The sequence below is a fragment of the Collinsella sp. OM08-14AT genome, from assembly GCF_003438115.1.
Lineage (GTDB): Bacteria > Actinomycetota > Coriobacteriia > Coriobacteriales > Coriobacteriaceae > Collinsella.
The window spans coordinates 1-19,951 of sequence record NZ_QSTE01000003.1; the positions used below are offsets into that span (position 1 = coordinate 1).

Annotated in this window: 20 protein-coding genes; 17 read left to right on the top strand and 3 right to left on the bottom strand. The window is 63.1% G+C overall.

The features are described from left to right. Positions 1-124 precede the first annotated feature (124 nt). The 17 genes from DXC18_RS02610 to hisE all read left to right on the top strand — a co-directional run bounded on the left by DXC18_RS02610 (position 125) and on the right by hisE (position 14,651). Positions 125-1,339, top strand: a complete 1,215-nt coding sequence (locus DXC18_RS02610) for an MFS transporter (RefSeq protein WP_199412177.1) — start codon at positions 125-127, stop codon at positions 1,337-1,339. Positions 1,340-1,509: 170 nt separating this feature from the next. Next, positions 1,510-2,571 (top strand): SIS domain-containing protein, encoded by a 1,062-nt coding sequence (locus tag DXC18_RS02615; RefSeq protein ID WP_117716240.1) that lies wholly within the window; start codon positions 1,510-1,512, stop codon positions 2,569-2,571. A gap of 87 nt (positions 2,572-2,658) precedes the next feature. Further along, positions 2,659-3,075: a PTS sugar transporter subunit IIA gene (locus DXC18_RS02620; protein WP_117716241.1), complete on the top strand. Its 417-nt coding sequence runs from the start codon at positions 2,659-2,661 to the stop codon at positions 3,073-3,075. 16 nt (positions 3,076-3,091) lie between these two features. Continuing rightward, entirely contained in the window at positions 3,092-3,562 is a 471-nt protein-coding gene (locus DXC18_RS02625) for a PTS sugar transporter subunit IIB (RefSeq protein ID WP_099432278.1), read from the top strand. 8 nt (positions 3,563-3,570) lie between these two features. Continuing rightward, the gene (locus DXC18_RS02630) at positions 3,571-4,362 is read left to right on the top strand and encodes a PTS sugar transporter subunit IIC (RefSeq protein WP_117716242.1); all 792 of its coding nucleotides are present in this window, start codon (positions 3,571-3,573) and stop codon (positions 4,360-4,362) included. Further along, positions 4,352-5,188 (top strand): PTS system mannose/fructose/sorbose family transporter subunit IID, encoded by an 837-nt coding sequence (locus tag DXC18_RS02635; protein WP_117564887.1) that lies wholly within the window; start codon positions 4,352-4,354, stop codon positions 5,186-5,188. Before DXC18_RS02630 ends, DXC18_RS02635 begins: the two co-directional genes overlap by 11 nt. 83 nt (positions 5,189-5,271) lie before the next feature. After that, positions 5,272-6,108 carry a sugar phosphate isomerase/epimerase gene (locus DXC18_RS02640; RefSeq protein ID WP_117716243.1) on the top strand — a complete coding sequence of 279 codons (837 nt, stop codon included), beginning with the start codon at positions 5,272-5,274 and terminating at the stop codon, positions 6,106-6,108. A 169-nt stretch (positions 6,109-6,277) separates the two neighbouring features. After that, a complete protein-coding gene (gene hisG, locus DXC18_RS02645) occupies positions 6,278-7,993 on the top strand; it encodes an ATP phosphoribosyltransferase (RefSeq protein ID WP_117716244.1) in 1,716 nt (571 codons plus the stop codon). A 105-nt stretch (positions 7,994-8,098) separates the two neighbouring features. Continuing rightward, positions 8,099-9,535 carry a histidinol dehydrogenase gene (gene hisD, locus DXC18_RS02650; RefSeq protein ID WP_117716245.1) on the top strand — a complete coding sequence of 479 codons (1,437 nt, stop codon included), beginning with the start codon at positions 8,099-8,101 and terminating at the stop codon, positions 9,533-9,535. Between the two features lies 1 nt (position 9,536). Continuing rightward, positions 9,537-10,652, top strand: coding sequence for a histidinol-phosphate transaminase (hisC, locus tag DXC18_RS02655; RefSeq protein WP_117716246.1), 1,116 nt, complete (start codon positions 9,537-9,539; stop codon positions 10,650-10,652). Then, positions 10,653-11,240 (top strand): imidazoleglycerol-phosphate dehydratase HisB, encoded by a 588-nt coding sequence (hisB, locus tag DXC18_RS02660; protein ID WP_117716247.1) that lies wholly within the window; start codon positions 10,653-10,655, stop codon positions 11,238-11,240. A gap of 141 nt (positions 11,241-11,381) precedes the next feature. Next, positions 11,382-12,083: an imidazole glycerol phosphate synthase subunit HisH gene (locus DXC18_RS02665; RefSeq protein ID WP_117716248.1), complete on the top strand. Its 702-nt coding sequence runs from the start codon at positions 11,382-11,384 to the stop codon at positions 12,081-12,083. Beyond that, positions 12,080-12,823: a HisA/HisF-related TIM barrel protein gene (locus DXC18_RS02670; protein ID WP_117716249.1), complete on the top strand. Its 744-nt coding sequence runs from the start codon at positions 12,080-12,082 to the stop codon at positions 12,821-12,823. Before DXC18_RS02665 ends, DXC18_RS02670 begins: the two co-directional genes overlap by 4 nt. A 3-nt stretch (positions 12,824-12,826) precedes the next feature. After that, positions 12,827-13,609, top strand: coding sequence for an imidazole glycerol phosphate synthase subunit HisF (gene hisF / locus DXC18_RS02675; protein WP_117716250.1), 783 nt, complete (start codon positions 12,827-12,829; stop codon positions 13,607-13,609). 143 nt (positions 13,610-13,752) lie between these two features. Further along, positions 13,753-14,094 (top strand): phosphoribosyl-AMP cyclohydrolase, encoded by a 342-nt coding sequence (gene hisI, locus DXC18_RS02680; protein WP_117716329.1) that lies wholly within the window; start codon positions 13,753-13,755, stop codon positions 14,092-14,094. Further along, complete coding sequence (locus tag DXC18_RS02685) at positions 14,091-14,318, top strand: hypothetical protein (protein ID WP_089573590.1); 228 nt, start codon at positions 14,091-14,093, stop codon at positions 14,316-14,318. The genes hisI and DXC18_RS02685 overlap by 4 nt, the downstream gene beginning before the upstream one ends. A 15-nt stretch (positions 14,319-14,333) precedes the next feature. Then, positions 14,334-14,651 carry a phosphoribosyl-ATP diphosphatase gene (hisE, locus tag DXC18_RS02690; RefSeq protein WP_117646209.1) on the top strand — a complete coding sequence of 106 codons (318 nt, stop codon included), beginning with the start codon at positions 14,334-14,336 and terminating at the stop codon, positions 14,649-14,651. Between the two features lie 27 nt (positions 14,652-14,678). Here the strand turns inward: hisE and DXC18_RS02695 are convergent, their stop codons facing one another. The 3 genes from DXC18_RS02695 to DXC18_RS02705 form a co-directional block, all read right to left on the bottom strand. After that, the gene (locus DXC18_RS02695; RefSeq protein ID WP_117716251.1) at positions 14,679-15,590 is read right to left on the bottom strand and encodes a PHP domain-containing protein; all 912 of its coding nucleotides are present in this window, start codon (positions 15,588-15,590) and stop codon (positions 14,679-14,681) included. Positions 15,591-15,710: 120 nt separating this feature from the next. Further along, positions 15,711-16,130, bottom strand: a complete 420-nt coding sequence (locus DXC18_RS02700; protein WP_089573587.1) for a nitrous oxide-stimulated promoter family protein — start codon at positions 16,128-16,130, stop codon at positions 15,711-15,713. After that, on the bottom strand, positions 16,130-19,696 hold the full coding sequence (locus DXC18_RS02705) for an ATP-binding cassette domain-containing protein (protein ID WP_117716252.1): 3,567 nt from the start codon (positions 19,694-19,696) through the stop codon (positions 16,130-16,132). The genes DXC18_RS02700 and DXC18_RS02705 overlap by 1 nt, the downstream gene beginning before the upstream one ends. Positions 19,697-19,951: the final 255 nt, after the last annotated feature.

A 19,951-nucleotide genomic window follows, 5' to 3' on the forward strand; every position in this document is an offset into this window, starting at 1 on the left:
TCGTCGGCGCGTTCTTCGGCGTGCTGGCGTAAGGGCCCGGCTGCATAGACTGTCATTGCAACCTGGTAAGGGGATGGAGCGGGCCTATGCCCTCAATCCCCTTACTTGTATAGAGGGAGTTCGTATGTTCGCGAAGGATCGCGAAGCAATGCGCCTGACGCCGGCAGAAGTCAGGCTGATTCTTATTGAGTCCCTGCAATGGTGCGCCAACAACGCGGTGTACTTTTTAGGGCTTATCGGCGCGGCGACGTATGATCTGGCTGGCACGGCCTTTTTGGTTGCTGCCATTACGCTCGTGCGCAATCTTATGACGTCGGCGGGCAATATGGTGTCGGGCTCGGTCATCGACCGCTTTGGACCGCGCCGGACGTCGTTTGTGACGTGCGTGATTACGGCGGTGCTATCGCTTGGCGTGGGGTTGGCGCCGTTGTCTGTCCCCGGGCTTGTGTTTGCCGCGTGCGTCTTGGGGCTTGCGGGCGGCTTTATCAACACCTGCACGCATGCGTTTCCGGGATACCTGGAGTCGACCACCGAGGGCCGTACCCGCGTGAACGGTCTCATGGTGTTCTACAGCAATATCGCCTATACCGCTGGCCCGTTGCTCGGTGGTGCCATCGTGAGCTGTTTTGCCACGCAATCGGTCTATCTGCTCATGGCGGGCATGATGGGTGTGGCGGCTGTGCTCTCCTTGGGCTGTCACGAGTGCGTTGTTCCCGCAAAAGGGGAGAAGCCGAAGGGCGGTATTCTGGGCGGCATGGCCGAGGGTGCGCGACTTACGTTTCGCGATCACGACCTGCGCCTCATCTTTATCTCGGGCTTTTTGGGTTTCTTTGCGTTTGGCGCGTTCGATTCGCTGGAGTCGTTGTTCTACCGTGATGTGCTCAACGTGGATATCGTCTGGTTGGGCTGGCTGTCCTCGGTCGTGGGCCTTACTTCCTCGGTGGGTGCGTTCATCCTGACCAAGCTTTCTGCTCGCCATGTCAACCTGCGATTGCTGCTCGGCGCGCTCATGGCCGTGGGCATTGGGTCCATGGTGTACGTGGGCACCGATATGCTGGGGGTCGCGATTATCGGCCAGGCGATTAACGGTATGGCCTGGGGATTCCTAGAACCTCTGCAGATGATCTTGATTCAGGAGCGCGCCGACATCAAATACCTGGGGCGCATTACCGGCTTTGTGCGTTTTGGCCTGATGAGCGCCGGCGTGCTACCGCTGCTGGCGGCTCCGTTTTTAGCGGAGGCTTTGGGCGTCCAGGCGGTGCTGTTTGGGGCATCGACCATTATTGCGCTGGTAGGAACGCTGTTCTTTGTCACACAAGGGAGACGCCAGGGGCGTTAGCTATACATCAAATTCTAATTTAATACCACTCACCAGAGAATTTCGACCGTTCACCGAGGATTGGAGCAGATTGAAAAGTGGTATTAAAAACACGTTAGGTGTATGTCTATAATTGGTATCGAAAAGAAACGCGATGTATAGATTCGCGTGCAGAACAGAAAGGAAAAGCCATGAAGGAAACCGAGAAGATCGAAATCATGCACTTTAGCCAGGAGGGCTACGTCGAGGACGGCAAGAACGTCTACGAGGCCGGCAAGAAGATGACCGCGCTCGCCGACAAGGTCGCCGACGAGGGCTACGACGCCGTGTTCCTGATGGGCGTCGGCGGCACCTGGGACGAGCTCATGCAGCTCGAGTACCTCATGAACAAGTTCGGCGACCGCGACCTCGAGGTCTACCTGATCCACGCCGCCGAGTGGAACGTCATGGGCCACAAGCGCATGACCGAGAAGTCCGTCGTGCTCACCGCCTCCGAGTCCGGCACCACCCCCGAGGTCCTCGAGGCCGTCAAGAAGATGAAGGAAAAGGGCATTCGTGTCTACGCCATGACCAAGCCCGAGGGCCTCATCGGCCAGGCTGTCGGCGCCGAGAACTGCGTCAAGATGGCTTCCGATCATGGTAACGGCGGCTGCGAGATGGGCTACTACCTCGCCGACTGCTTCGGCCTGCGCCTGCTCAACCGCCGCGGCTGCTTCCCGCAGTTCGACAAGTTTATTGAGCAGACCAAGGATGTTTGGACCCACCTGGTCGACATCCGCAAGAGCTTCGAGCCGCGCGCCGAGGAGCTCGCCAAGAAGTACGCCCTGGCCCCCTACACCATGTTCATCGGCTCCGGCGCCCTGTGGGGCGAGACCATCCTGTTCTCGATGTGCATCCTCGAGGAGATGCAGTGGAAGCGCACCCGCTACATCACCTCGGCCGACTTCTTCCACGGCACCCTCGAGCTCGTGGAGCCCGGCGTCCCCGTGTTCCTGTTCATGGGCGAGGACGAGAACCGCAAGCTCGATGAGCGTGTCCGCGCGTTCCTCAACCGCGGCGTGACCGGCGACACCGACATCAACATCATAGACACCGCCGAGTTCGCGATCCCCGGCCTTGACGACGAGTTCCGCGTCATCGTGTCTCCGTGGATTCTCTCCTCGCTGATCACCGATCGCCTTGCCGCTTACTACGAGACGGTCACCAAGCACAACCTCAACTACCGTCGTTACTATCACCAGTTCGACTACTAATAGTTAACCACTCATTTAAGAAGCACCCTGCCCGGGCGCATGCGTCCGGGCATTTTTATGCCGAAATTCGCAAGAAAGGGGAATCGAATGAGGCAGTTTATCGTGGCGTCCCATGCTCACTTCGCGTCTGGAATCGTCGAGAGCATCGGCCTGCTCTCCGGCGAGCGCGAAAACGTCCATGCGCTGTCTATGTATGTCGACGGAAACGAGGACCTGGTCAAGGAGGCCGCAGCGATTCTGGACGGCTTTGCCGCGGACGATGAGGCCGTCGTTTGCACCGACCTCTTTGGCGGCAGCGTCAACAACGAGTTCACCAAGATCGTCCAGACGCGCCCCAACACGCACCTGGTGACCAATATGAACCTGCCACTCCTTATTCAGCTGCTGTTCGTGCCCGACTCCACCCCGATCGATGAGGCCATTCGCCAGATCGTCGAGGCGGACGACACTAAGGTCAAGTACGTCAACGACCTGCTGGGGCAGGCCGAACTCGATGAGTTTTAATCGTTAGGAGCACATCATGATTCAGATGATTCGCGTGGACTATCGACTGCTTCACGGCCAGGTTGCCGTTAGCTGGACCTCGGCTCTGGGTGCCGACTGCATCCTGTTGGTGAGCGACACGGTCCTCAATGACAAGCTTCGCCTGCAGGCCCTTTCCCTTGCAAAGCCTGAGGGATGCAAGGTCGTCGTCAAAAATACCGAGGACGCCGTCAAGGCGCTTCAGAGCGGTGTGACCGACAAGTACAAGCTCTTCGTGGTTTGCGAGACGATCCAGCAGGCCGGTGCCGTCGCCAAGGCGATGGGCGTCAAGAAGATCAACCTCGGCAATGTTGCCTTTAGCGAGGATGCCCGCCAGGTCTCGACCAGCGTATTTCTCACGCCCGAAAACGAGGCATACGTCAAAGAGCTGCTCGGCGAGGGCTACGAGCTGTTCATTCAGATGATTCCGGCAGATGCGAAGACTGACGCCGCGAAGGTCATCGGTTAGGGGCCGTCATGGTTATCAAGACAATCCTGATTTTCCTGATCGCCCTTTTGGGTTATTCCGAGTGGCTGACCGGTACGAGTTACCTTCAGCGCCCCATTGTGCTCGGACCGTTGGTCGGCCTTGTCATGGGCGATGTGGTGACCGGCACCATCATGGGCGCCACGATGGAGCTTGCCATGGTCGGCGCCATCTCGGTCGGTGCGTATAACCCGCCCGATACGATTTCCGGCACTATCCTGGGCGTATCGCTTGCCATGCAGGCCGGTGCGGACGCTTCGGCGGCCCTGACCCTGGGCATTCCCATCGCAACGATCGTCCTGGCGCTCGATACCGCCCTGGGCCAGCCGGTGATGCTGCTGCTGGTGCACCGTATCGACAAAAACGTCGAGGACGGAGACACCAAGGCCATCACGCGCAACATGCTTATCGCGGGTTATGCGCAGAGCTGGTGCGGCCTGCTGATTATTCCCCTGGCATTCTTCTTTGGCGCCGATGCCGTCGCCAGCCTGCTCAACATCATCCCCGATTTCGTTCAGACCGGCATGGATGTCGCCGCCGCCTTCTTGCCCGCACTCGGCTTTGCGATGCTGGCGCAGATGATTATGAACAAAACGGTGGCTCCGTTCTTCTTCGCTGGCTTCTTCCTCGTCGCCTACTTTGGCATTAGCACGACGGGCGTGGCGATCTTTGCCGCGATCATCGTCGTCGCGATGACGGTTTTGGGCGAGAAGAAAAAGGCGGAGCAGCCCGCAGTGGCAACCGAGGATCCTGCGATTGGGAGTGGGTTCGATGAGTTTTAAGTTTGAGTCTTCTTATGACGGGCTGATTTCCCGCGCAGACCTTAAGAAGCTGTTCTGGCGCTCGATTCCCTATGAGCATTCCTGGAACTACGAGCGTATGGGTCATATCGGCTTTATGTGGGCCCTTATGCCGATTCTTCGCAAGCTGTATCCGCAGGATGCGGACTTTAAGGCCGCCCTCAAGCGCCATATGGAGCTCTATAACGTCACACCGTACATCTCGACGCTCCCCATGTCCATTGCTGCCGCAATGGAAGAGGTCAACGCTACTGACGATAGCTTTGACACGAGCGCGATCTCTAATGTCAAGCTTGCTTTGATGGGACCGCTGTCCGGCGTGGGCGATGCCTTCTACTGGGGCACGCTGCGAATTTTGGCAACGGGTGTCGGCACGTCGCTGGCGCTGCAGGGCTCTATTCTTGGCCCGATTTTGTTCCTGCTCGTGTTCAACGTCCCTCACTACATTATCCGTTACCTGCTGACGTTTGTGGGATATCGCTTTGGCTCGGACATGATCAGCAAGGTCCAGGAATCGGGCATTATGGACACGATCGTCAAGATGGCCTCTATCATGGGCGCCATGGTGATCGGTGCTATGACCATGGAGATGGTCACCGTGGACATTCCGCTCATGGTCGGCGCGGGCGATGGCGCTCAGACGCTCGCCGAGCTGCTCAACGGAATCTTCCCGGGCTTTGTCACGATGGGGCTGTTTGGAATCGTCTATCTCATGCTCAAGAAGAAGATGAATCCGCTGCTCATCATGCTCGTGATCCTACTCGTGAGTATCGCCGGCGCGTTCTTTGGAGTGCTTGGTGTTCAGTAGGGCATCCGTCATAATTAAAACAATGTAAGAGGGGGCGTCGCGCACACTGTGCTGCGGCGCCCTTTTGCCGAAAGGTGGACAAGATGGAGTATCCACAGCTTGCCGTCATGAATATCAGCCATCGCTATTTTGACCTTGAGGAATTCTTTTCCTCGGCAGCGACCTCGGGCTACACGTGTTGCGAGCTTTGGACCGGGGCGATGCATCTGTATGTCGATTGCCATGGATACGATTCGCTCGAGCAGGTGCGGGAGCTGTCACAGCGGTATGGAGTTCGGATTGTGGGACTTTGTCCCGAACAGAACAACCCCAAGCCGTGGAATATCGCGGCGCGCGGGAATGAGGCGCGTGCCCGCACGCTCGCGTACTTTAAGAACGTTGTGGATATCGCGGCGGAACTTGGAGCCGAGCAGGTCATGGTCTCGAGCGGCTGGGCATTTTTGAACGAGCCGATCGAGGACGCGTGGGGTCGCAGCGCCTCGATGCTGCGTGCGATTGCCGAGCATGCGGGAGAACGCGGCGTGCGACTGGTGCTCGAAGCCCTACAGCCGGTTGAGTCGATGATCGTGAACTCGGCGGCCGATACGAAGCGCATGATCGAGGCAGTTGATCATCCGGCACTTAAGGCGTGTCTGGATATGGGCGCCATGGCGGTGGCGGGGGATACCATCGACGATTACTTCGATCTGCTTGGCGAAGATGTCGCCCACGTGCATTTTGTCGATGTTGCGGCAGATGGCACGACGCATCTTGCCTGGGGTGACGGCGACCGCGATATGCGCGCTGACCTGGATAGGCTGGTGGCGCGCGGCTATCGCGGAGTTGTTTCGGCCGAGACCTATGACGGGCGCTATTTTGCCGACCCCGCAGCTGCCGATGCGCAGGTAATGGCAGAGTATCGTCGTGCGATTGGCGCCTAGGTGGGGTTGGGCTGCGGCAATCTGCCCCATGTTTCCAAATGAATACGGTGTGAGCGGCTGCGACGGATTTCCCCCGCAAGCACTCTAGTATGCTAAAGTACCCAGAAGACCGGCGGAGCTATGCCGGTCTTCTGTTCTATGCGAAGCACAGCATGAGGAGGCTCACCAGATGACGGCCACACCGTGGGGATTCCGGGACATATTGCCCGAGGAGGCTCAGGCACGCGAGGAGATCGCATGTACGGTGAAGGGCTGCTTTAGGGAGCATCATTACCTGCCGGTTGAGACGCCGCTGCTCGAGGACAAGGGTTCGCTCGAGGAAGGTGGCCGCATTGCGGACACGCCGTTTAAGCTCTTTGACGATGACGGGCGTTTGCTGGTGGTCCGTCCCGACAACACGTTGCCGATCGTGCGCTTGGTTTCGACCCGCATGCGCGCGGCCGACCTGCCCCTGCGCCTGCGCTACGAGGCGCCGGTGGTTCGCGAGTGCCAGCGCAATGCCGGCGGCTCGCGTCAGTTTACGCAGCTGGGCTTTGAGCTCATCGGCGCGGGCGACGCCGCGGGCGATGTCGAGATTGTCTCGCTGGTAGCCGAGGCCGTGCGCAAACTGGCGTTGCCCGATGCGCGCATTATCGCAGGTAGCGTGCGTCCTTTTAAGGAGCTGCTCGCGGCGTGCGAGGATCGCGAGCTGGCTGCCGAGGCCCTGCGCTGCGTGCACGCCAATGACTTTGTGGGCCTCGATGCCCGCGTGGTGGCAAGCGCCGAGTCCGAGGCCGTCAAGGCCGCCATTAGCGAGCTGCCGCGCTTGCACGGCGGTGCCGAGGTACTCGACCGTGTGGACGCGCTGCTGGAAGCTGCCGGTATCGTCGCGCCGCTGACGCGCGAGCTGCGTGCCCTGGTCGAGGGCCTGGCTCCCGAGGACGCCCAGGTGCTGTCGTTCGACTTTTCCATCATGAACTCGTTCGATTACTACACGGGCCTGGTATTTAAGGCCTATGCCGGTGGCCTGCCCGATCCGGTGGGTTCGGGCGGTCGCTACGACTCCATCTTTACCGGCGCGTTCGGCGATGGCATCGAGGTACCGGCGGCGGGATTTGCCTTTTCGCTCGAGCGTCTGGAGGCCGCGCGCACTTCGGCTGAGGACGCCGCTTCCGACGGCGACCACGCCGCGGGCCGTGGTGCCGAGGGTCCGCTGCGCATCGCCGTTCCCAAGGGCTCGCTTAAGGCCGACACGCTCGACGTGCTCGAGGCCGCGGGCCTGGACGTCTCCGAGCTGCGCGACCCCGGCCGTCACCTGATCGTGCGCGGTCGCGATACGCGTGCCGGCGAGGGCGCGGTCGGAGATATCGAGTTTGTCATTGTGCGCCCCAGCGATGCGCCCGCCTTTGTGGGCTGCGGTGGTGCCGATTGCGGCATCTGCGGCTGGGATTCGCTTATCGAGGCCGACCTCAACCTGCTGCAGCTGGTTGATCTGGGCTACGGCCTGTGCACCTTTATTGAGGCTGAGCCCGCTTGGCGCGCCGGTCAGGCCGAGCGCAACTATGCCCGCCGCGGTTCGCTTCGCGTGGCAACCAAGTACCCGCGCATCGCGAGTGCCTGGTATGCCGAGCGCGGCGTGAACGCCGACATTGTTTCGCTGCACGGCAACATCGAGCTGGGACCCATCGTCGGCATGACCGACCGCATCGTGGATATCACCGCCACGGGCGCCACGCTGCGCGACAACGACCTGGTCATCACCGGCCGCATTATGGACTGCACGGCCCGCTTCTTCGTCAACCCGGGTGCCGCGCGCCTGGATCCGCGCGTTCGCAACCTGGCCGATCGCCTGGCGGCTGCCGTGAAGGACAAGCATTTTGAGCCCGTCGCGGGCTCGGCACAATAGCGCGAGCACGCACGGGCGCCCCCATATCCGGGCTGCGGACCGATTGGTGCCGCTGCCCGGCATCTCGTTTTCCAAACGCAACCTCGACCGATAGGGGATACCGATATGAAGACCATCAAGCTTGCTCCCGGTGAGCGCCTCGTTACCAACCAGCTCAACCGCAAGGGTGTGCTGCCGCAAAACATCGTCGACGCCGCCCGCGATATCGTGGCCAACGTGCGCGCCAACGGCGATGCCGCGGTGCGCGATTATTGCCAGCGTTTTGACGGTGTTGAGCTGCAGAGTTTTCGTCTGCCGCAAGAGCAGATCGATGCTGCGCTCGAGGGCCTCGATCCTGCCTTTGTCGCCGCGTTGGAGAAAGCCGCACGCCAGATCCGTGAGTTCCACCAGCGCGAGGTCGAGCAGAGCTGGTTTACCACGCGCCCGGACGGCACGATGCTCGGCGTTAAGGTGACCCCGCTTGCCGCTGCCGGCATCTACGTGCCGGGCGGTCGTGCGCAGTATCCCTCTACCGTGCTCATGAACGCCATTCCCGCTAAGGTGGCCGGCGTCAAGCGCGTGGTCATGGTGACCCCGCCGCAAAAAGATGGCCTGATCAGCCCCTACACGCTCGCCGCGGCCAAGCTTGGCGGCGTGGACGAGATCTATATGGTGGGCGGCGCCCAGGCCGTGGCCGCGCTGGCGTACGGCACCGAGACCATTCCGCGCGTCGACAAGATCACCGGCCCGGGCAACGCCTTTGTTGCCGCGGCCAAGCAGATTGTCTCGGGCGACGTGGGCATCGACATGGTCGCCGGCCCCTCCGAGGTCTGCGTGCTGGCCGACGCCACGGCCAAGCCTATGGTGGTCGCGGCCGACCTGATGGCTCAGGCCGAGCACGATCCGCTGGCCGCCTGCTACCTGGTGACTTGCGACGAGCAGTTTGCACGCGAGGTCGAGGCGGGCATCGATATTCTAGTGGCGCAGTCGCCGCGCGCCGAGATCACGCGCGCCTCGCTCGATAACGAGGGCACTATCGTAGTGGCCGCCGACATGGCCGCTGCCGTCGAGGCCGTGAACACCGTGGCGCCCGAGCACCTTGAGCTGCACTGCAAGGACGCGATGGGCCTGCTCGGCGGCATTCGCAACGCCGGCGCCATCTTTGTGGGCGCCTGGAGCTCCGAGCCGCTCGGCGATTACGTCGCCGGCCCCAACCACACGCTGCCGACCGGCGGCACCGCCATGTTCTCTAACCCGCTTGCGGTCGAAGAGTTCGTCAAGCGCTCGAGCGTCATTTGCTATACACCCGAGGGCTTGCTCTCCGACGCTCCCGCAACACAGCGCCTGGCCGAGGCCGAGGGCCTGTGGGCACACGCGCTTTCGGCCGCGCTGCGTCGTCGCGTGCTGGAGCAGGGCGAGGATGCCGTGAGTGCCGAGTCTCTGGCCGCGGCCGACCTGACCAAGGTTGCCTGGCCAGGCGACGCCGTGGCGACGGTTGCCGAGGGCGTGGACCTAATGGCGGCTGCGGGCGGTGCCGCTGGCGCGGTCGTCGAGGAGGCCTAATATGGCCGAGCTGACGCCCCACATGAAGGAGCTCGTCCAGCCTTACCTGGCCGGTATTGAGCCCTACGATCCCAACTTTACGCCCACGCGCATCAACCTTTCGGCCAACGAGAACACCTATTCCGTGCCGGCCGGCGTGCGCGAGGCGATCGACGCTGCCTTGGCTGCCACACCGCTCAACCGCTATCCCGATCCCATGTCGAACGACCTGCGCGACGAGCTTGCTGCTTGGCATGGCGTGACGCGCGAGCACATCTGCGTGGGCAACGGCGGCGACGAGCTGCTCTATAACTATCTGCTGGCGTTTGGCGGCGCGGGAAGGACTCTGCTCAACTGCCCGCCGTGCTTTAGCGAGTACGCGTTCTTTGCGTCGCTCTGTCAGACCGAGGTGCGCGACGTGTGGCGCGACCCGGCGACCTTTGAACTCGACCAAGCTGCTGTGCTCGCGGCAGCGCCGGCGTGCAACCTGGCAATCGTAACCTCGCCCAACAATCCCACGGGCGACGTGGCGCCGCTCGACTTTGTCGCGGCCCTGTGCGATGCGTGCCCCGGCATGGTGATGGTCGACGAGGCCTACGTGGAGTTTGCCGACGACTCGTTTGGCGCGGCCACCACGGCGCAGGGGCTTATCGCCGAGCACCCCAACCTGGTGATCCTGCATACGTTGTCCAAGGCGTTTGGCGCCGCCGGCGCGCGCCTGGGCTACGTGATCGCGGCGCCCGAGGTTATCGAGGTGTTCGCGGCGATTCGCCAGATCTACTCGGTCAATGTGCTGAGCAAGGCCGCCGCGTTTGCCTGCGTGCGCGCCCGCGATGCGTATGCGCCCGTGGTGGCGCAAGTTACATCCGAGCGCGAACGCGAGTTGTGCGCCCTGCGTGCAATGGCTGCCGAGGGCATGCCCGTGGAGGCATGGCCGAGCGCGGCGAACTTTGTGCTCGTGCGCACGCCGCATGCCACGCGCGTGCGCGAGCGTCTGCGCGATGAGTATTCGATTTTGGTGCGCGACTTTAGCTACGCGCCGGGGCTCGCGGACTGCCTGCGCATTACCGTGGGTACCCCGCAGGAAAACGATGAGGTGCTGACCGCGTTTGCCGCGCTGGTGAAGGAGGAGATGTAGATGGGCCGTTATGCCGAGGTAACCCGTAAGACGGGCGAGACCGACATTGTCGTCAAGCTCGACCTGGATGGAACCGGTACGTGCGATATCTCGACCGACGTGCCGTTTTTCGACCACATGCTCAACGCCTTTGGCCGCCATGGTCTGTTCGATCTGGCGGTGCACGCGGTGGGCGACGTGGAGGTCGATGCGCATCACACCGTCGAGGACACGGGCATTGTGCTGGGCGAGGCGTTTTGCCAAGCGCTGGGCGACAAGGCGGGCATTACGCGCTTTGCCGACGCGGCGATTGCCATGGACGAGACGCTCGTGATGGCCGCCGTTGATATCTCGGGTCGCGGGCAGGCCTACTGCGAGCTGCCCGTGCCGACTGAGCGCGTGGGCAGCTTCGATACCGAGCTGGCCGTCGAGTTCTTCTACGCCTTTGCGCGCGACGCCAAGCTCACGCTGCACGTGCGCGAGCTGGCGGGCGGCAACTCGCATCACATTATCGAGGCGGCCTTTAAGGCCGTGGGTCGCACGATGCGTCACGCCTGTGAGCTTGATCCCCGCGTGCAGGGCATCCCCAGCACCAAGGGCTCACTGTAACCGTCACAAGGGTAAAAACCACCACAAAGGGGACAGGCACCTTCGTGGTGGTTTGGCGGGCGGTGCGTTCAAAAGAGGTAAAACCACCACGAAGGTGCCTGTCCCCTTTGTGGTGGTTTTGAATGGGAAAAGGAGGGTCGCGTGGGCGAACCGGAGATCGTGGTGGTCGACTACCACAAGGGTAACTTGTCGAGCGTCGTGCGCGGACTTGTGCGCGCCGGTGCCGCCGCCTGCACATCGGACGATCCGGAGCAGATCCGCAACGCCGACGGCCTGGTCATCCCGGGCGTGGGCGCGTTCTATGACGCGATTGCCTTTATGCGCAAGAGCGGCGAGGCGGACGCGGTGCTCGACGCCGTTGCCGCCGGAACTCCGCTGCTCGGCATCTGCCTGGGCCTTCAGCTGTTTTTTGAGCGCGGTGACGAGGGCGTGCCGGCGGACGAGGGTGCGGACGCGGACGACGATGCCTCCGAGCATGCCGGTGGCCCCTGGGTCGATGGCCTGGGCATCATGCGCGGCTCGTGCACGCACCTGGAGTCGAGCCGCCTCAAGGTGCCGCACGTGGGCTGGGACCAGGTGCACATGACGCCTGCCGGCGCGGCCGATCCGCTGCTCGCCGGTTTTGCCGAGGGCGCCAATATGTACTTCACCCACAGCTATGCGGTGGCCGACGATGCCGATGCCGCCGATGTTCTGGCGCGCACGCACTATACGCGGAGTTTCCCGTGCATCGTGCGCCACGGCAACGTGTGGGGCTGCCAGTTCCATCCCGAGAAATCCTCTGCGCTGGGTCAGCGCATCCTAAAGAACTTCGTCAACATCGTTGAGGAGGCCGGCCGATGATTCTGTTTCCCGCAATCGATTTGATCGGCGGCAAGGTCGTGCGCCTGGAGCGCGGTGACCGGAGCCGCTGCAAGGTATATTCCGACGACCCCGTTGCCGTTGCCCGCTCTTTTGCCGAGCAGGGCGCGAGCTGGGTGCACGTCGTCGACCTGTCCGCTGCCTTTGGCGAGGACGAGGACGCGTGCGCTGCCAACTCGACGGCGATTAAGGCCATCTGCGGCGTCGACGGTCTGTCCGTGGACGTGGGCGGCGGCGTTCGCTCGCTCGCACGCATCGATGAGCTGGCAGGCTATGGTGCTCGCCGCATTGCGCTGGGCACTGTGCTCGTGACCGAGCCGGGTTTTGCTGAGGTGGCAGCCCAAGGCTTTGGCGAGCTGCTGGTGGCTGACATTGCCGCACGCGACGGTCAGGTCAAGGTGAACGGCTGGCGTGACGGCGCGGGCGTGGCACTTGACGATGCCGTGGCGCAGCTCACCGAGCTGGGCTTTGAGCACCTGGTCTACACTGACATCGCGCGCGACGGCATGCAGACGGGCATCGATGTGGCGGCGTATCGTCATGTGGCCGAGGTCGCGGGCTTTCCCGTCGTGGCGTCGGGCGGTATCTCGACGCTCGGCGATATCCGCGCGCTAGCCGCGGTGGGCGAGGACGCCATCGAGGGTGCTATAACCGGTCGTGCGCTCTACGAGGGCAACTTTACGCTGGCCCAGGCGTTGGCCGCCGCCCGAGGGGAGGAGTAGCCCATGCTAACCAAACGCGTGATTCCCTGTCTGGATGTTAAGGACGGCCGCGTGGTCAAGGGCGTCAACTTTGTGAGCCTGCGCGATGCGGGCGATCCGGTGGAGCTGGCCCGCGCCTACGACCGCGAGGGTGCGGACGAGGTCGTATTTTTGGACATTACCGCGACGAGCGACAACCGTGCGACGACCATCGAGATGGCGGCACACGCGGCCGAGGAGCTCGCCATTCCCTACGCCGTGGGCGGTGGCTTTCGCGACCTTGCGGGCATGCGAACGATGGTGGCGGCCGGTGCCGACAAGGTATCGCTCAACTCTGCCGCTGTGCGCGACCCATCGCTGATCAGCCAAGCTGCCGCGGCGTTTGGCAGCCAGGCCGTGGTCGTGGCGATCGATGCCAAGCGCGTCGGCCTGCCTGGGCAGCCGGATGCCGACAAGTGGGAGGTCTTTACCGCGGGAGGCCGCAATGCCACGGGTATCGACGCGGTGGCGTGGGCCGAGGAGGCGGCCCGTCGCGGCGCCGGCGAGATCTTGCTCACCAGCATGGACCGCGACGGCACCAAGGCTGGTTTTGACCTGGCGCTCACCCGCGCCGTGGCGCGCGCGGTGTCGATTCCCGTCATCGCGAGCGGCGGCGTGGGCACGCTCGAGCATTTTGCCGAGGGCGTGATCGAGGGCGAAGCCGACGCCGTACTGGCGGCCAGTGTCTTTCACTTTGGAACCTTCAGCATTCGCCAGGTGAAGGAGTATATGGCCAGCCAAGGCATCCCTGTGAGGCTGGACTTCTAGTGCTGCGGCTTGCCCAGGCGCCCGACCTTCCGGCTCCAACCCTCCTCGCGTACTTTAAGTACGCGTCGTCGGGCTTGTCGCTCGGAATCTCGGGCACCTGGACAACCCTCGCCGACCTGCGAAGTTTGAATTTGGGGAGAGAAATGGAAGAGATAACCGATCCTTCAAAACTTACGTACGACGCCCGCGGGCTGATTCCTTGCGTGGTTCAGCAGTATGACACCGGTGAGGTGCTTATGGTTGCTTGGATGAACGAGGAATCGGTGGGGCTGACGCTCAAGACCGGGACCACGTGGTTTTGGAGTCGCAGCCGTCAGGAGCTCTGGAACAAGGGCGCGACGAGTGGCAACATGCAGGAGGTCAAGGAGCTCTGGGCCGACTGCGATAGCGATACGCTGCTGGTCAAGGTGGACTCACCGGGCCCGGCCTGCCATACCGGCAACCGTACCTGCTTCTTTAAGCGCATGGAAGGGGGAGTGCGATGAAAGTCGTGACGCCGTTCGAGGTCGCCGAATGCAACACCGAGCTCCTCCGCGCGGGCGTGCCATGCCGCGTGCACCTGACTGATGCCTGCGGGGCGCAGTCGCTTTGGCTCGAGGCCGAGAAGGAAAGGCTCGATGAGGCCCATGCCGTCATCGTCGAGTTCTTTGAGAAAAAGGGCGCAAAGCCTCGGTTCGATGAGGCCGGTACCTACTTTACGCTGCAGTAACGAGAGGAAATAACCATGGGAGTCAGAACAGCTAACGTGCAGCCGGGAAACATCGGTGAGACGCTGACGGGACTGGCCGAGGTGATTCACAGTCGTCGCGACGCATCGCCGCAGGAGAGCTATACCGCGCGTCTGCTGACCGACGTCGAGGACGAGCTTCTCAAGAAGCTTGCCGAGGAGGCGAGCGAGGTGATCATGGCCTGCAAGGATAACGACCACGATCACATCCGCTACGAGGCCGGCGACCTGATCTACCACCTGCTCGTGACGCTCGAGCGCTACGGCATCACCCTCGACGAACTGGCCGGCGAACTCAACGCCCGCCGCCACTAGTCATTGGGGACGTTCTTAAACGACTAGTTAGGCGAGGGGCGTGGATTCCCATTCGCCGGTGGGGTGGGGGATATCGAAGGCCCGGTAGCCGCAGTCGTAGGCGTGGGCCTGGGCCTCGCGGATGTTCCAGCAGATGTCGCAGGCGCGGTGCGCGTCCGAGCCAAAGGTGATGGGCACCTCGGCATGGGCGAAGCGGCGCAACAGCCCGGTCGCGGGGTAGTAATCGTCGAGCCCCTTGCGCGGTGCGGCGGTCGAGACCTCAACGCGGCGACCCGTATCGTGGGCGCATTCGGCCATCTGCTCCCAAAACGGCGCGGGGTCAAAGTCGGGTGCAAAGCCGTCCTTCGAAAAGCGCATGACCAGGTCGGGATGGGCCATCGCGTCAAAGTTGAGTGAGCTTTCGCAAGCACGGCACCAGTCGTCGACGTAGCACTCCCACACGCCGCGCACGCCTAAGTTTTCCCAAACATGCAAGTTGGTATCGTCGTCGATCCAACCGCAAAGGGAATCGGGTGTATCGGGGCGCGCGACGTCCTCTGTCCCTGCCGTGCCCGCGGCGCCTGCCGCAATATCGCCCGGGTTGCCAATCCAGTGCACGCTGCCCAGACGTACGACGGCGCCCTGGGACCAGTGCTCTACCAAGGGCTCGCAGCCCTCGTACCAATCGCATTCAAAACCGTAGATAAAGGTGAGCTCCGGCGCAATCTGCGCGGCGAGTTTGCGGGCGTCCTCAAAGGCCAAACGATGTGCCGGCAAGTCGCCCTCGACGACCTGCACCTCGCAGTTAGCATCCATACTGGCGGGCAGGGTAAGGTGGTCGGTCGAGACCATGACGCGGCAGCCGGCGGCAGCAGCGGCACGGACGTTGTTCTCGAACGAGGCGTGCCCGTCCGAGAACGAGGTATGAGTATGGCAATCGACCAGCGGGCAGGCGGGCATGGCGACTCCTTTGCATTTGGTGAATCCGCTCCATTGTAATGGTGCAGCTCTCAACACGCCGCGCACGCCGGGTGCCGAAATCGAGTGGAAAGGCGGGACGGCGCGTGCCGGCGCCGGCGACTACTTGCTTCGTGCCGCCGCGCGTTTGGCCTGCACTGTTACCATCGCGTGTCTCACGGCGGTGATGGGGCGATAGCGGATCATACGCGGTCCCGACCAACGCATAACCTCGCGGATCTTCTCGCGCATGGCAGGCCGGTAACAATGCGAAGGACATGCCGAGCAAAATGTCTTGGTGCCCATGTGCGGGCAGTGCTCAATGCGCGCGATGGCGTATTTCTGCAGCTCGGCGCATTCGGGGCAGAGCGTAATGGTTCGAAGGCCGAGTTTCACGCGCACGGACTCATCGCCGCCAGCCTGTTCGACCACATGCCCGCCGCCATGATGCCCACGACACCACAGCGCAATCATCTGCGACACCATTTGGGCCTCACGCTCACGTTTGCGTGCTAGCTCCGGTGTGTCGACTGGGCGCGCCATTAGCTCAGCCTCCCGTGCTCGACCGAAAGCGAGAAATCGGCAAACGCGCAGGTGCTGGCACGGTGGCTCACGAGCACAATGGTCTTGCCGCGGCGCTTGAGCTCGTCGATTGCCTGCATCACGGACGCCTCGTTGAGAGCATCGAGCGCGCTGGTGGGTTCGTCGAGCAAGATGAAGGGTGCGTCGTTGAGGAAGATGCGCGCAAGGCCGATGCGCTGGCGCTCGCCGCCCGAAAGCGAGTCGCCCAGCTCGGCAACGGGCGTGTCGAGTCCCTGCGGCAGACGGTCGATGAGCGTGGTGAGTGAGGCGGAGCGGCAAGCGTCGAGCAGCTCGGCATCGGTGGCGTTGGCGTGCGCGACCAGCAGGTTCTCGCGTACGGTGCCGCAGAACAGATGCGTGTCCTGGGTCATATAGGCCTCGTGGCTGCGCAGGCTCGCCGTGTTGATGTGGCGGGCATCGACGCCGCTCACCGTGATGGTGCCGGCTGCGGGGTCCCAAAAGCGCATGAGCAGCTTAAGCAGCGTCGACTTGCCCGAACCCGAGCGCCCCATGATGCAGGTCATGGTACCGGGCGCAAAGGTGCAGGTCACGTCGTCGAGGATGAGACTCGCAGCGGTGTCGTTCGCGACCTGCTCTGTGGCGCCCGCACCGCCCGCGTCCACGCCGCCCACATAGCTAAAGCTCACATGCTCGGCTGCGGCGCCGGCAAACTCAACGTTCTGTCCATCGGCGACCTCGGCGCACTGGGGCCGCTCGTCGAGCAAATCGAGCACGCGTGCGCCCGAGGCGAGCGTCTCCTGCAGTGAGGCGCCCAGGCGGCTCACGGCCATCACCGAGCCAAACGACGACACAAAGGTAAAGACGGCGACAAACGCTGCGGCAAAGTCAATCGTTCCCGCAGCCACCAGCTGCAGCGCACGCCCGAGCATCACCAGATTAGCCACAAGAATAAGCGCATCGGCTACGGCCTCGCTGACCGCCTGGCGGCGCTTGAGGCGCGCGTCCACGGCGCCGACTTGCTCGGTCAGCTTGCCCAGGGCACGGCTGCGATCGGTGCCACCGGCAAACTGGATGGTCTCGCCCGCGCCGCGCAGACTGTCGAGTACAAAGGCGCCCAGCTTACCGGCGCCCTCGCGGCTCTGGCGGCCGGTGGTGCCGCATGCCTTGGCCGAGGTCAGGGGCAGCAGCACGCCCAGGACCGCGTAGGCCACGAGCGCGATGCCCGCGAGCTCGGGGCTCACAGCCAGCAAAAAGCCCTCAAACACAACGGTGCAGACCAGAGCTATGGCAATGGGCGAGATGGTGTGCGCGTAGAAGACCTCGAGCAGCTCGATATCCGAGGTGACCAGGCTCACGAGCTCGCCCTTGCCGCGGCCCTCGAGCTTGGCGGGGGCGAGCTGGCGCAGGGCGCCAAACACCAGGTCGCGAATGTGTGCGAGCAGACGGAATGCGATGTAATGGTTGCAGAGCTGCTCGCCGTAGTGGAGCGGCCCGCGCGCGATGCCGCAGGCGGCACAGGCCGCGCATGTGACGATAAGACCAAGCCCCAAGGCGTTGCGGCCCAGCGCGGCCATAAGGCCAAGGGCGCCAAAGGCCGGCACGAACGCGGCGGTGAGCATGCCAATGCTGCCCAGCGCGACGGCTAGCACAAGCCAGCAGGCAAGCGGTCGGACGAGCCCCATCATGCGCCACATGATGGACGGCGCCGAGCGACGGGCGCGGCCGGAGTCAGGCACCGCGGCAGCGGAAGACGAGCCGGCACCGTTGAGGCCATCGGTACGGGCGGTGCTGCCGTCAACAGCCTCATCCGCGCCAGCATCCTCGGCATCATCCTCCGCATACGCATATGCCGAGAGCCGTTCCTGGCTATCCCACATGCGTGCATAGACGCCCGCGGTGGCCAAGAGCTCGCCGTGAGTCCCGCGCTCGGCAATACGGCCACGCTCCAGCACCAGGATCTGATCGGCGTCTACGATCGTCGACAGGCGGTGCGCCACCACAATTACAGTGTGCTCGCCTGCGAGCGACGCGATGACCTCGCCGATCGCGGCCTCGCTTGCGGCATCGACGTTGCTCGTAGCCTCGTCAAACACATAGATCGGCGAGTCATGCAGCAGGGCGCGGGCCATGCACACGCGCTGGCGCTGGCCGCCCGAAAGGTTGGTGCCGCCCTCGTTAATCACCATGTCGAGCCCGCCGTTGGCCTGCACAAAGGCCGCCACGCGCGTGCGGTCGAGCGCGCGCAAAAGCTCGGCGTCGGTGGCGTTGGGCTGGGCGAGCAGCAGGTTGTCGCGCAGGGTGCCGGCAAACAGGTAGCCGTTGGTGGGCACCAGGGTGACGGCGTGCATGAGTGAGGCGGCCGTGGCATCGCGCAGTTCAACGCCGCCAATGCGCACGCTGCCGCGGTAGGCGTCCTTGCGGCCTGCGATAATCCCCGCGAGCGTGGACTTGCCGCCGCCGCTTTCGCCCACGAGTGCCACGAGCGAGCCATGCGCAATGGTCGCGCTGGCGCTGTCCAGCACCGTGCGGTCGCCGTATGCATAGCTCACGCCCGCGAGCTCGATATCGCCGCGACCGTCAAGCTCAACATCGCTGCGCTCGGGCTCTGGCGTATCCAAAATGCCAAACATGCGGCGCGAGGCGGCCATGCCGTTCATGGCTGTGTGGAACAGCGATCCCAGGCGGCGCATGGGCAAAAAGAACTCCTGCGACAGAAAGACGATGAGGAAGGCCGCCTCAAAGCCAATCTTGCCCGTGGCGAGCTGCAGCGCGGCTACGATAATGCCGAGCGCGGCGCCCATGTAGACGACCAGATCCATTACGCAAATGGAGCGCAGCTGCATCACCAGCAGGCGCATGGTCGCTGTGCGGAAACGCTCGGACTCGGCGTTGATGCGCTCGTGCCAGCTGCGATCGGCCTGGTAGACCTTAAGGGTGGTGAGACCCTGCACGGCCTCCAGGAACATGCCGCCCAGATCGACATAGCTGCCCCAGTACTCGGCACCGATCTTTTTGGCGTTGCGCATGACCATCATGATGGAGACGGGGATGACCGGAACGCAGGCGAGCAGCAGCGCGGCAGGAAGACCCGCCTGGCCCACGAGCAGTACAAACAGCGTGATGGGTGCCAAGCCGGCAAAGAAGAGCTGCGGCAGGTAGCCGCCAAAGTACACCTGGAGTTGCGTGGCGCCCTCGACGCTGGTCTGGACGGCCTCGGCGGTGGGGACGGTCTCGGTGTAGGAGGGGCCGAGTGCGGTGAGCTTGTCGTAGACGAGCGAGCGCACGCGGCGGACGGCCTCGAACGCGGCCCTGTCGCCGGCGCGTTGGGCCAGGTAGATGGAGGCGGCGCGCGCGATGATGGCGGCGGCGAGCGGCAAGGTCGCCTGTGCGAGGGCATCGACGGCGAGCGCGGTGGAAAGGCCGTCCGTGACGATGCCGCCCAAGATGCGCGCAAGCACCCACATCACCGTGATGTTTGCCATGAGCGCGATCCACTTAAACAGGACGCTTGCCATAATGCAGGGCGTTGCCTGCGGAACCAGGGAGAAGAGCCGCTTCTCGAACATGAAACCTCCTATGCCGTAACGGTGCCGGTCGGGGTCCTCGGCAGCCGCTTAGTTAGCCAAATGCAACTAGAGTAGCATCGTGCAGCCTGTAAGTATGCCGAGGGTAATTTTTTGGCCGATGAACTGCGTAGAAAGTTCAAAATTGTTGAGTGTAGTGAACTTTGTGGTGGACGGAGTGCGAGCGCAATTCTGATCGTGCGCGGCCCCGCTCCAAAACATGTACGTCAGCCTCCAAAACCGACAAAAAATGACATG